Source organism: Paenochrobactrum glaciei (assembly GCF_039522165.1).
GTDB lineage: Bacteria > Pseudomonadota > Alphaproteobacteria > Rhizobiales > Rhizobiaceae > Paenochrobactrum > Paenochrobactrum glaciei.
The window spans coordinates 11,798-24,303 of sequence record NZ_BAAADE010000011.1 but is presented as its reverse complement, the minus strand read 5'-3'; the positions used below and the strand labels follow the sequence as shown (position 1 = coordinate 24,303).

General features: G+C 44.5%; 11 protein-coding genes. 4 read left to right on the top strand and 7 right to left on the bottom strand.

What is annotated here, in order from left to right:
• Nucleotides 1-223 precede the first annotated feature (223 nt).
• The 4 genes from ABDZ76_RS15825 to ABDZ76_RS15810 are packed head-to-tail and all read left to right on the top strand — an operon-like array spanning nt 224 to nt 3,808.
• A complete protein-coding gene (locus ABDZ76_RS15825; RefSeq protein WP_343807823.1) occupies nt 224-1,150 on the top strand; it encodes an amino acid ABC transporter permease in 927 nt (308 codons plus the stop codon).
• Nucleotides 1,147-1,941 (top strand): amino acid ABC transporter ATP-binding protein, encoded by a 795-nt coding sequence (locus tag ABDZ76_RS15820; RefSeq protein WP_343807684.1) that lies wholly within the window; start codon nt 1,147-1,149, stop codon nt 1,939-1,941. The genes ABDZ76_RS15825 and ABDZ76_RS15820 overlap by 4 nt, the downstream gene beginning before the upstream one ends.
• Nucleotides 1,942-1,965: 24 nt before the next feature.
• On the top strand, nt 1,966-2,877 hold the full coding sequence (locus ABDZ76_RS15815; protein WP_343807681.1) for an ABC transporter substrate-binding protein: 912 nt from the start codon (nt 1,966-1,968) through the stop codon (nt 2,875-2,877).
• A gap of 13 nt (nt 2,878-2,890) precedes the next feature.
• Nucleotides 2,891-3,808 carry a M55 family metallopeptidase gene (locus ABDZ76_RS15810; protein WP_343807678.1) on the top strand — a complete coding sequence of 306 codons (918 nt, stop codon included), beginning with the start codon at nt 2,891-2,893 and terminating at the stop codon, nt 3,806-3,808.
• Between the two features lie 397 nt (nt 3,809-4,205).
• Here ABDZ76_RS15810 and ABDZ76_RS15805 read toward each other — a convergent pair whose 3' ends face one another.
• From ABDZ76_RS15805 to ABDZ76_RS15775, 7 genes are all read right to left on the bottom strand, one after another.
• Nucleotides 4,206-5,018 (bottom strand): SDR family NAD(P)-dependent oxidoreductase, encoded by an 813-nt coding sequence (locus ABDZ76_RS15805; protein WP_343807675.1) that lies wholly within the window; start codon nt 5,016-5,018, stop codon nt 4,206-4,208.
• Between the two features lie 21 nt (nt 5,019-5,039).
• The gene (locus ABDZ76_RS15800) at nt 5,040-5,459 is read right to left on the bottom strand and encodes a diol dehydratase small subunit (protein ID WP_343807672.1); all 420 of its coding nucleotides are present in this window, start codon (nt 5,457-5,459) and stop codon (nt 5,040-5,042) included.
• Complete coding sequence (locus tag ABDZ76_RS15795) at nt 5,452-7,722, bottom strand: propanediol/glycerol family dehydratase large subunit (RefSeq protein ID WP_343807669.1); 2,271 nt, start codon at nt 7,720-7,722, stop codon at nt 5,452-5,454. The genes ABDZ76_RS15800 and ABDZ76_RS15795 overlap by 8 nt, the downstream gene beginning before the upstream one ends.
• A 259-nt stretch (nt 7,723-7,981) precedes the next feature.
• Nucleotides 7,982-9,049 carry an ABC transporter ATP-binding protein gene (locus ABDZ76_RS15790; protein WP_343807666.1) on the bottom strand — a complete coding sequence of 356 codons (1,068 nt, stop codon included), beginning with the start codon at nt 9,047-9,049 and terminating at the stop codon, nt 7,982-7,984.
• 12 nt (nt 9,050-9,061) lie between these two features.
• Complete coding sequence (locus tag ABDZ76_RS15785; RefSeq protein WP_343807662.1) at nt 9,062-9,796, bottom strand: carbohydrate ABC transporter permease; 735 nt, start codon at nt 9,794-9,796, stop codon at nt 9,062-9,064.
• Nucleotides 9,797-9,887: 91 nt separating this feature from the next.
• Nucleotides 9,888-10,826: a carbohydrate ABC transporter permease gene (locus ABDZ76_RS15780; RefSeq protein ID WP_343807659.1), complete on the bottom strand. Its 939-nt coding sequence runs from the start codon at nt 10,824-10,826 to the stop codon at nt 9,888-9,890.
• Nucleotides 10,827-10,892: 66 nt separating this feature from the next.
• Nucleotides 10,893-12,281 (bottom strand): ABC transporter substrate-binding protein, encoded by a 1,389-nt coding sequence (locus tag ABDZ76_RS15775; protein WP_343807656.1) that lies wholly within the window; start codon nt 12,279-12,281, stop codon nt 10,893-10,895.
• Nucleotides 12,282-12,506: the final 225 nt, after the last annotated feature.

Sequence of the window (12,506 nt, the reverse complement as noted above, 5' to 3'; positions counted from 1 at the left end):
ACTCGTATTTATTAAAGTGCTTGGAACGATATTAAAAAGCAAGAGCTGCCTGTTCACACAACGGCATTTCACAAAATGAGTGCAACTATAGTCTTTATCTATGTAATCCATAAACTTTCGGTCTTTTTAAACCCATCCTTAATACCGTTTAATTGGATCTATCATTCAGAAAATCTGAACGATAAAGGCCACACTCGAACGGGAAGGATCGATCGTGACCAAAATGGCGGCATCACCAAATAAACAATCCAATATACCTACGAACACCCTCAGAGATGTGTCACAGGCAATAACACCAATTAATTATCTACACTGGTCACTGAGTATTATTATTGTTGCTTTCGTCATACAATTTCTATGGCTGGTGATTAATAATGATACATTTCAATGGGATGTTGTCTTTAAGTGGTTCTTTGATGAAACTGTCATCAACGGACTTTATGTAACCTTAGGGCTAACAGTTGTTGCCATGGTCGTAGGCACAATCATTGGTCTTGTTTTAGCCGTATGCCGCTTATCAAAAAGCCATATAGCCTCCTCTGGAGCAGCTATTTACATCTGGTTTTTCCGCGGGACACCTATGCTTGTCCAGCTGATTTTTTGGTACAATATGGCGACTATCTTTCCATATATTACAATCAGTATTCCATTTGGACCCACATTGATCAGCTGGGAAACAAATTCTATCATTACGCCATTAACTGCAGCTATTGTCGGTCTTGCACTTAATGAAGCAGCATATATGGCTGAGATTATTCGCGGTGGTCTTTTGTCTGTGGATCCTGGCCAAAGTGAAACCGCACAAGCCTTTGGTATGACACGAACGCGTGCACTCTGGCGCATCATCATTCCGCAAGCAATGCGATCAATCGTTCCTCCGACTGGCAATCAACTTATCAGTATGATTAAGGGCACATCACTGGTCAGCATCATCGCGATGAATGATCTGCTCTATTCTGTGCAGGCTGTTTATAACCGAACCTTTGAAATTATCCCGCTGCTGATGGTTGCAGTCATCTGGTATCTGATCATTACCTCGATCCTCAATATCGGACAGTCCTTTATCGAGCGTTATTATGCGCGGGGGCAACGCATGAGTGAAACGAGCCCAGCGATAAATATTGCCAAGCCGGTAGAGGACGCACAATGAACCAGTCAACAACGCGTCATGATACGGAAGCTTCTATTCTTGTGCGTGCTCACAATGTGCATAAATCCTACGGCGAGCATGAAGTCCTGAAAGGGATTGATCTGGATGTCCATAAAGGCGAAACAATCGTCATTCTTGGCCCTTCAGGCTCCGGAAAGTCGACATTCTTGCGATGTATTAATCATCTGGAAACGATGCAAGCCGGATCCATCATGGTTGGTGAGGATCAAATTGGTTATCAATTAAAAGGTAACAAGCTTTTTCATGCAACGCCCTCTGTTCTTGCCCAGCAACGTAAGAATATCGGCATGGTTTTCCAGCAGTTCAATCTGTATCCGCACTTAACGGTAATGCAGAATATTATTGAGGCTCCGGTAGGTGTTCACGGTGAAAAACGTCAACATGCTGAAGCCTATGCCTATGAACTTCTTGAGCGAATTGGACTTGTTGAAAAGGCAAACTCCTATCCGCGCCAGCTTTCAGGCGGGCAGCAACAACGTGTGGCTATCGCGCGTGCTTTGGCTATTAAGCCAAAGTTGATGCTGTTTGATGAGCCTACCTCCGCGCTTGATCCTGAACTGGTGGGAGAAGTTCTAGCCGTAATGAAAAACCTCGCCGCGCAAGGTCTCACAATGATCGTTGTAACGCATGAAATAGGTTTTGCAAAAGAAGCCGCGGATCGCGTTGTCTTTATGGATTACGGCAAAATTATCGAACAAGGCCCGCCGAATGAAATTCTTGTTTCACCGAAACAAGAAAGAACAAAAGCATTCTTAAACAGGTTCATTTGAATTCAAAATAAAGGGGAATATGCCATGTTGAAGAAAACGATAAAATACACTGCTTTTGTAGCGACTGTTGCCATAACTGCGCTCACATCATCTTCGGCACTTACTCAAGAAGTGCCTACTCAAAACGTAAATGAAAGCATAAGAGCAATATTGCCGGATAACATTCGTGAGCGTGGTTATATTGTTGCTGTAAACAGTGGTTCTTATCCACCATATCAAATCGTTCTCGGTCCTGATAAATTAGATGGAGCCAGCAATGATCTGGCTATCGCTATCGGTCAACTTTTTGGTCTTGAAGTGCAGCACCAAACCGTTGCCGGCTTGGGTGCTATGCTAGCCGGTTTTGATGCAGGTCGTTACGATATGTCCATTGGACCGACAGGTGACTTTCCAGATCGTCGCGGTAAAATTGACTTCATCGATTGGGTTCAGGAATATGTCGCTTTTGCTGTCCAAAAAGGTAACCCCAAAAACATTCAAAGTTTGGATGATGTTTGCGGTTTGACGATTGCGGTTATGGCAGCGGGTTCAGCGGAACGAGTTTTAAAAGAGAAAGCTTCCGCATGTGCCAAAGATGGCAAACCAGTGGAAGTGCAGTCGTTCCCCGATCAGAATTCAGCAATTCTTGCCGTTCGTTCAAAGCGCTCGGATGGTTTCTTTTCGGGCCAGGCACCGTTGACATATTTCGTAGATCAATCATCAGGCGTACTTGATTTAGCCGCCGCAAATCTTCCAAACGGATTTGGTGATATTTATCAGGGAAGTATTGCACCTGCGGGATCAAACACCAGTAAAGCGATTTTGGCCGCATTCGAGGAGCTGAATAACAATGGCACTTATGCGAGCATCATGAAAAAATGGGGGCTGGAACGCAACATGATAGCCAAGCCAGGTATCAATTTAGCGCCAGATACCGAACATTTTAAATCAAAATAAGATCTGAATTCAGGTGGGTGTTGAAGTAGATAACCTCTTATTATTTATCTTCAGCCCCGCCTATTTTTACAATTTCGATTGTACTGTGATCGAGGGCTCGACAGTGAAAATATTCATTACCGCAGATATGGAAGGGGTGGCAGGCGTTACCCATACCGACCAGGTAAAAATGGAAGGAATAGAATATGAGATGGCACGTAAATGGTTAACTGCTGAAATTAATGCTTCCATTGAAGGTATTTTGGAAGCTGGTGCGACTGAGATTGTTGTTACGGATGCACATGGTTTTATGCGCAATATAATTCCGCATGAACTTCATCCGGTAGCGCAACTTGTCAGTGGAATTCCTCGACCTTTATTCCAGATGCAAGGTATAGATGGTTCCTGTGCTGCGGCTTTAATGCTTGGATATCATGCGCAGGCCGGTGATGCCCTTGGTGTCTTGTCCCATACACATGTTAGTCGCATTGCGTATGAAGTCCGTCTGAATGGCAAATCTGTCAATGAAGTAGATTTCAATACCGCAGTTGCCGGTCACTTTGGTGTCCCATTAGCTTTTGTTTCAGGCGATGACACTTTAACGGATAATATTGCACAGACATATCCATGGACAGAGCGGGTCACGACGAAACGAGCGATCAGCCGTTTAGCTGCACAAAATCTAAGTCCAGCGATTTCCCAACAGTTAATAAAAGAAGGTGCTAAACGGGCAATTGAACGAATTCAAGAAATGCAAGTTGTTAAATTAGATGGGCCAATTGAACTGGAAATGCATTTTTTTGATCCTCTGTCAGCACAACTTGTGTCTGATATACCCGGCACTGAGAGAATTAATGGACGAGGAATAAGGTATGTCGCAAAAGATATGCTGGAAGTAACAAGGATTTGGCGGCTTAGCATTAATGCGGCCTTAAGTTCTTTCCCCGTTTAAAAATAACAAAAATAAAGCAACGTTTTGTGGGCGGGTTTCGGTTTTAGCTTACGGCATAATAGATTGTCGTCGTAAAGCTTGAATATCGGCCATTTAACGCATCAGGTGGCGTACTTTTATTCCATCTGCTTTTTAAGTTTTAAGAACGCGCAAGGGACATCATCGCAACAATCTTGATTTCAGTGAATGGGTAATAATGTTCACTGATAGCCAGTGTGGATCGTTGTGGAAACTGTTGCGCCAATTCTGTCGGGGAGAGCTTTTTTAACCTGCTGAAGCAGGACAAGTGACGTGAGCTCGCATTCTTTCACAGAGCATAAAAAATCTGCACTGCTCCGAAGTCCGAGAACTGGAAAGGGAGCAGTGCCAGATCAAATCAGATTAATACAAGTGAGTATCATACAGGGCTTAATTGTAGAGCGTTTGGTTGATCTCCACTATTAGTACCTCCGGCAAGGGATTCCCCACCGTCAGCAATTAATGCGTGACCAGTTACATATGATGATCGATCCGAAACGAGAAACAGGATTGTTTCTGCAATTTCATCAGTCGTAGCAAACCGGCCGATTGGAACGATATTGGATATGGCAAACTCCAAGGCTTCACGTCCACCAAGTTGCTCTGTGTATGGGCCATTAAAAGGCGTATCAACCCATCCTGGACATAAAGCATTTACCCGAATGCCATAACGGGCAACATCGAGTGCTATCTGTTTGGTCATTGTAATAACAGCAGACTTACTTGTAATATAAGCAACCATTTCCCGATCAAGGAACATGCCGGAATTGGATGATGTATTAAGAATAACACCTCCGCCTTGTTTCTTCATAAATGGAATAGCTGCCTTGCACCCTACATATTGTGCGTGAACATTTACGGCCCAGGATTTATCAAAATCTTCTGCCGATACGTCTTCAATACTGCCTGCAACCTGAATTCCTGCATGATTATGGAGGATATCAATCTTACCATGTCGCGTGACAACATCTTCGACTAATGCCTGAATAGCTTTATCATCAGTTACATCAAGCGCAACAGCTTCACATTTTCCGCCTGTACTTCTGATCATGTCCGCAGTTTGCTCAGCAGATGTCAGATTACGATCGGTAATAACAACATAGGCTCCTTCTCGTGCTATGATGGTTGCACCTGCACGTCCAATGCCAGATCCGGCGCCCGTTACGATTGCTACTTTCCCCATTAAAATCATGTCATGTACCTCTTATAATTATTAGTAACGCTTACGAAATAATCTACGTTTTTTGTAAATCAAAACGGCCTCATCTATGAGTGACGCAATAGCATTGGCGCCGTATTTTTCTCGTAAAAAACGGGCTCTTTTGGACAGTTCTTCTGGATTAAGAACACGCCCTGGACGAAGCATTTCGTAAGTTTGTAAAATGATTGCTTCTGGCACGGCGACCAGATCAGCTGCGCGCTCAAAGTTTTTTGCTAATGTCTCGCGTCCGCTTTTTTGTGCAATCTCTGCCTGAATTTTTAATACATCAGCTGAAATTCGGATATCTGCTGATCCGATTTGCCCATTCATAATGGCCTCTAGTGTCAAATCTTGCAAAGCTAGCCCTGAAACTGACACAGCTTTTTCGGGAGACTTTTCTGAGACCGGGTAAATATCGTCAACCTTATTCATGTTTCCCTCGCATTTGTCCGAGCGCTAATACTAATTCCATCGGCTCAGCATCAGGGTCGATCATCTCGGTTTCCAAGGCATAGAGCATAGCTACACGCACGTGATAACGAGCCGCGAGAGAGCGCCCGTCTACTGGTACAATGATTGGCTCCGGAGATTTCCCGAAAGTATAATGTGCAGCATTCTGACCCATGGCATAGTAATGCTCGAGAGTTGTAACTGGGGCATTCGAAAATAATTCCAGGTTCATATGTGGCAGACGGTTTGCCTGATGAATGACTGCTGTGCCTTTAGCCTGAATACCGATTGCGTAACCGGAACCAGAAAGTAAGGCTGCTGAAAGACCTAAAAATGAAGTATCAGCGGTGTGTCTGAGGCGTACTATACGTGGAACACCCCCCGCATGCTCAATGCCCTGACAAAGACTAAGCAGAACATCAATTAATTCATGGCCCGCTGTCGTAGTATGCAAACGCGTCCCAAATGCGGGGCTTATACCAATGACAACTTCATGCGGGTTACGGCCTTTTTCGGCCGTGCCAGTTGTTTGCAACCATTCAGGTGCACCTATTTCATTATGGCTTTCACGTTCAAGAACTTTATCGCGCGTTTGAATATGGCGCAGTCCTTTAATTTCTTCCCAGCGTTTAGCCGGCATTTTATAACCGGTTCCAGGACCGCTATATGAGTTGGGAGAGTTTAAAGCACTTATTACTTTTCCTTCACGAATAACCCCTGAGGTTTGCAGATAATCGCCAGAAATACGTTGTCTTAGCATGAGAAGCATATTTTCAGCCTCTTCAATGTAACCACGTTTTGCTAACGCACGCACAACATCAACAGCGGTTAATTTTTTGCGCTGGATAGTTTCTGATATTTTTTTAATTTGGTTTGTCGGGAAGGTTGATGTATCGCGTGACCCGGATGAGGCTGCTACGGATTGTATCCAATCTTCCGGAACCTCTGCCAGCTCTAACTCTTCAAATACTGCTGTAATTGCACGAATAGCTCTGATGCGTAATGAACTCGCTTGTTGTTCTGTTATTGGAGTCAGGCCGCCATCTACCTGGTAATCGCGCTGTAAAGCCAAGTAGTCTTCAATTTCTTCACCATTAATCAGTGAAGGGTTGAAGGTGTTGTCATATTTGCAGATGGATCCAAAGCCGGAGCAGACCAAATCAGATCCTGCCAGTAAATAGGGTGTAATTTTCGCGCCCACACGAATTTCAGATTCACTGACCCTTGTGTCATTCCCTGATGCACATTCAAGTCCTAACCAAACTGCAATCAGATTTTCCGCAATAAGCTCCCGCATACCACCTGCCATTGTCGAGGTAATGGGAGCGCCATCAATTCCACCGTTTTGCGTGCCTTGAATACCCATTGCACGTTGTAAACACAGGCAACGAGCTTCCAGATAAAGCACTGATTGTTTGTCATGAAACCCCATTAGTAATTCCGCACCTGCACCTGACGTACAACGCGCCTTAATACCGCGAGAGGCATATGCTGCTGTTAAAAATGCTTTTGACCAGGGAGTGTCATCGCCATCAAGAAAGGCATTTTCAGTTCCATATACAGATATGGTTTCGGCATATGATGTGAAGCCGGCCATGCCGATCTGCAATTCTTCTGCTTCCTCAATCGCGCATTGAAAAAGAACGCCACCACGCCCGACAGCTGCCCCTACAGCACAAGCCATTGCATTTGCCCATGAATTTGATGAAACTCGCATAGTTGTTTCAATTTCATCAAAGCCAAGTGCAACAGCTATTGCACTATCCGCAGCAAGTTGCAGAGGGTCATCCTTCGCATTCGTGACATGAGCCTGATTGCCGGGCGCTTCCCGTTGGCGCATTTTGGCATATGCGAAGGTAATTTCCAGCGCTGACATCGATGAAACAACAGAAACCAGTTTTGCCGGTGTCATACCGCGTGCAAGTCGTTCCAGTTCCTCACGTGGAACATTGATATCAACAAGCAGTCTGGCAATATGAACCGGATCCATTGCCATTGCTTCGTCAGCCACATCAATATCGAGATGGTGAGCTACAATATAAGCATCCAGAATATCAAACTGATCCTCGGTTTTTCCATCAACTTCAATGATTTTGCCGTTTTCAATCCTTATTGAAGGTTCAGGATCGAAAGGACTTTGAAAAGTCGAAAAACCTGCCTCCGGATCTTCAGCGGAGAACTGATCAAAATGAAGCGCCCGACTATCCCATTCATCGAAGCGTTTCCAATGCGGTGCATCAGACATCAAACTGCTCCTTTCGGATCACATTTATTTAAATGGCCACGCTTTATTTTCAGTGTTTCGTTCTTCCCATGTCATCAAACAGAGTTGATTTTTGAAAAAAACTAGTACCAACGCAGCCAAATCAATTGGATAATTATTAATATGATCACATCCCAGAAAATCAGATCACCAACAGAAAACCAGCCACGGGATCGATTGAATCTCCAAAAAGCAAACCAGATAAAAGCCGCAAAAAAGAGCGGGAAAAAATTGTATATACTCATCTGATACGTTTCCCTGTCGATGCATCAAAATAGTGCAAGGCATGTTTGGGAAAGGATAATGTTATTGTCTGCCCGGCTTCAAAATTAGAATAGTCATCAGATGTGCGTACAGTGAGCTGTGTGCCGTCGACTTGAAAAATCAACAGCATATCAGGTTCAATCAGTTCTTTTACATCCAAGGTTAATGAGATGGGATGGGCGCCATCTTTGGCACCAATCTGGATTTGTTCGGGGCGTATTCCCACAACAACAGGCCCGTCAACTGCGTCCACCGGAAATTTAAGGTCGCGGCTTTCGAACATACCATTGGTGACAATACCATCAAAAGTATTCATGGCTGGTCTTCCCATGAATTCGGCCACAAAGCGGTTCGCTGGCTCACGGTAAATCGTTCGTGGTTCGTCAAATTGCGCCAGCTTGCCATCTTTCAGAATGGCAATCCGCGTGGCTAGCGTCATAGCCTCTTCCTGATCGTGCGTTACAAACACAAATGTCTTTTTCAAGCTTCTGTGAAGACGGTTCAGTTCTGTACGCATATGTAACCGCAATAAAGCGTCAAGGTTTGAAAGCGGTTCGTCCATCAGGCAGATTGAGGGTTCCCAAACAAGTGCACGAGCAACAGCGACACGTTGTGCCTGCCCACCTGACAGCTGCCCTGGCTTTCGATGCAGATATTTTTTAATCTGCAACAATTCAGCTACATCACTGACACGCTTTTCAATTTCCGCTTTTGATTTCTTACGGATATGAAGTGGGTAAGCGATGTTTTCATAGATATTTTTATGGCTGTAAAGTGCATAATTTTGAAAGACCATTCCCATTTCACGCATGCGCGGTGGCAGGTTGGTAATGTTCTTTCCGTTTACGTCTATTTGCCCGGATGATGGTGCTTCAAGGCCTGCGAGTAAGCGACAGGCCGTTGTTTTACCTGACCCGGAAGGGCCCAAAAGGACAATAAACTCACCGAGATTAAATTCCAGATTTAAAGCATCCAACGCAATTGTACCGTCGGCGAATTTTTTGGTTACGTCTTTGAATGAGACGGTCATGATTAATTCTCCCAAAATGCTGTAATATCAGCCTTTTACCGCGCCAAATGTCAGGCCGCGCACAAGATGTTTTTGCACCAGAAATGTGAACAGAATGATCGGTAATGTTGCAACTATAGCAACAGCTGCAACTTGGCCCCAAAGCGTTCCGTGCGGAGTGATAAGCCCTGGAATGCCGACAGTGAGTGGACGTCCTTCAAAAGCTACGAGAATGAATGCATAGAGAAACTCATTCCAGGACATAATGAAGCAAAGCACTGCAGTTGCTGCCAAACCAGGAGCTGCCATGGGGACAATAACGCGAATGAAAGCACCGAGTTTAGAACGGCCGTCCATCATTGCAGCTTCATCAATCTCACGCGGTATTTCAGCAAAAAAGCCACGCATCATCCAAACGACAAGAGACAAATTGAATGTTGTATGCGCTATGACAACCGCAAAAATTGTATCTGTCAGACCGATATTGGAGAAGAACATGAATAACGGAACCGCGATAGAAATTGGCGGAGCCATACGGGTGGTTAAGAAGAAGAAAAAAAGATCTTCTTTGCCGGTGAAGTCATGACGAGCAAATACATATGCTGCCGGTGCACCAATCGCGATTGATAATATTGTCGTAGAAGTTGCAATTATCAGCGAGTTAAACACAAGCGGCATGTAATCTTTATCGATGAAAACTGCCGGGTAGTTCGCAAGTGTCGGTTTGAAAAACCATGTTGGATCTGGAGACAGGATGTCGAGACGCCCCTTAAAGGAAGTCAAAACTATCCATAGATACGGCAAGAGAGCCATTGCGACAAAGCAGAGCAAAACGCCTATAGCAAAAATTTTCCAAGACTTGTTCATTGTTCAACTAAGCCTTTACGACTGGTTTATTGGATTGCCAGTTAATGGCTTTGTAAAAGACGGAACACATGATGAGGACAACCAGATAAACCATGAAGGCAACGGAAGCCCCGTATCCTAAGTTCCAGTTTTTAAAGTTCACTCTATAGGCATAGATGGATAGCAGTTCTGAAACGGTACCCGGACCACCACCTGTGAGGATGAATACCTTGTCAAATTCCTTAAATGCATCAATGCCGCGTAATAATAATACCAGTGCTATGATCGGACGAAGCAATGGTAATGTGATGTCAAAAAATTGACGTAGGGGCGTCGCACCGTCCATTGTGGCTGCCTCAAAAGGTGCCTTGGGCAGGCTCATTAATCCAGCGAGAATAATCAGCGTTACAAACGGTGTCCATTGCCAGACATCAATGGCAATGATTGCAGGCATTACCAATTGTGGCGTGGAGAAAATGGCAACAGTTTGCGGCAATAAACCGAGCTGATGAAGGTAATGTGTGATCATCCCGAAGTCGCCTTGGAGCAATAAGCGCCAAATTAAGCCTACAGCAACGGGCGCTACCATCATGGGAATGAGCAATAAAGTTACCAGCAAACGTTGACGTTCAATATAGCGCCAAATTGTCCATGCCAGCGCAAACCCCAACAAAAATTCTATCAGTACGCTGAAAAAAACAAACCGTAATGTAAGCCAGAACGAGCCCCAGAAAATATCGTCTTCGCGGACAAGATAACGAAAGTTGTCCAGACCGATAAATGAACCTTTTTGACTTGCATTGGCAAAACTGAGGTCAGTCATAGCTGTGTAAGTCATATAGCCGAAAGGGGCGACCAGAAAGATGAAAACCAGTAATGTCGCAGGAATAATCAATGGCAGGGCAACACCATGATCTAGAATAAAGCGACTCTTTGAATGTTGTTGAGATGTCATCATTGCAATCATTCTCACATCATCTGTGAGCTGCTATCGAGCTCACAGATTTTTAAAAGAAAAATGGATGTGGGGTGCTTATTGAACCGGATATTTTAACGGCGCACATTCACCCAGCAAAGTTGAAATATCCTGGGCTGAGCGATCTAAAGCTTCCTTAGCGGTTTTTTCATTTGCCATGAAAGACGAAAGCTCACGAACCAGAATATCGGTCATCTCTGCTGATTGTGGCATTGTCGGCTTTGGTTTGGCTGCTTCATTTGCTGCCATCGATGCTTGTGCATAGGGTAATTTTTGCACTTCTTCTGATTGATAGACATCCGGTCTGGACGTTGCACCGCCGTTTAAGTGCTGATTAAGCTGCTGTTCGTAAGCCATCATCCACTGAATAAATAAATAGGCAGCTTCTTTGTTTTTTGATGCGACAGGAATGAGATAAGTCCAGCCTTCAGCCTGTGCTACCTTACCACCCTTATCGTGCGGAACGAGGTCAAAACCGACTTTTCCAACGACAGTGGAAGCTGTTTCATCTATCGCTACTGCATAGGTGGAGTCATTCCACATGACCATCTGTGCAACAGAACCTTGCTGCATCAGTGCCATGACGTCATCCCAGAAATAGTTCAGCGTATCTGGTGGCGAGAACGGAATCAGGCTTTTATAATATTCAGTCGCAGCGATAGCCTCAGGACTATTAACAATGACGGGGCCACAGCTGGAACCGGTTTTAGTGTCCAGCATATCGCCGCCGAATGAATAGAGGAAGTTTAACCACTCATACCATAAGGCTTCATGGCGTTTTCCTTGCAAGGCCGTTCCATATTGGCGCTGTTCAGGGCGTGTGAACCATTCCGCATTATCGCGATATTGTTTCCAGTTTTTTGCAGGTGCAAGCTCGTAACCGTATTTTTCCTGAAACCCTTTTTTCTCATTTTCATCAGATAAAAGATCGGTGCGGTACCACATATACATGCTGAGCGCCGTAAACGGGAAGCCGTAAACCTGATTGTCATACCAGGATATTTCTTTCCATAGGCCTTGATATAATTGTTCGTCTGGCTTGAAATTCGGATCGCGCAACTGGTCATTATCAAGGAATGGCTGCACAGAATCCACCTGTTGATTGGCAACAAATTTACCAATTTCACGATGGGGCTGAATAATGAAATCATAACGTCCGCGCTGTGAGTTAAGATCAAGCATGACCTTACTGACAGCTTCGGAATGTTCATACATTTCTATTTCAACTTTAATGCCCGTCTGCTTTTCAAACTGTGGTGCAAGTTTCTTCATCGCCTCAAGGGGCGGAAGAGATTCACCAACTGTACGGATTGTTACGCCTTTATAGGGAGCTGCGGCTTCTTCCAATGTCCAGGCATGAGCGGAACTGAAGACAAGGGATATGCTGGCTGTAACCGTAGCCGCTAATATCCATTTTTTATAACGAACTGCGCTAGCAAATTTCATTTAGTTTTCCCCATTTGCCTGCCGTATTTAATATACGAGCTAAGGCTCTTTATCGGTAAACTGATCTCGGAATGATTGGAGAATTAATGCTTAAGGTAAAATGCCTCTGCTAGAATAAAGACGCAGAGCTGCATTTATGAGAAAGCAAAAGCTTCTCATATCTCCTCCAAAGGCCCGATATTTCGTTGACCTGTTATTTGTTCCCAAGCGATGCCTTTGCTGCTT

Coding starts and splice junctions, on each gene's coding strand:
- ABDZ76_RS15825 (WP_343807823.1), top strand. CDS start 224: ATGGCGGCATCACCAAATAAACAATCCAATATACCTACGAACACCCTC.
- ABDZ76_RS15820 (WP_343807684.1), top strand. CDS start 1,147: ATGAACCAGTCAACAACGCGTCATGATACGGAAGCTTCTATTCTTGTG.
- ABDZ76_RS15815 (WP_343807681.1), top strand. CDS start 1,966: ATGTTGAAGAAAACGATAAAATACACTGCTTTTGTAGCGACTGTTGCC.
- ABDZ76_RS15805 (WP_343807675.1), bottom strand. CDS start 5,018: ATGATTTTAATGGGGAAAGTAGCAATCGTAACGGGCGCCGGATCTGGC.
- ABDZ76_RS15800 (WP_343807672.1), bottom strand. CDS start 5,459: ATGAATAAGGTTGACGATATTTACCCGGTCTCAGAAAAGTCTCCCGAA.
- ABDZ76_RS15795 (WP_343807669.1), bottom strand. CDS start 7,722: ATGTCTGATGCACCGCATTGGAAACGCTTCGATGAATGGGATAGTCGG.
- ABDZ76_RS15780 (WP_343807659.1), bottom strand. CDS start 10,826: ATGATTGCAATGATGACATCTCAACAACATTCAAAGAGTCGCTTTATT.
- ABDZ76_RS15775 (WP_343807656.1), bottom strand. CDS start 12,281: ATGAAATTTGCTAGCGCAGTTCGTTATAAAAAATGGATATTAGCGGCT.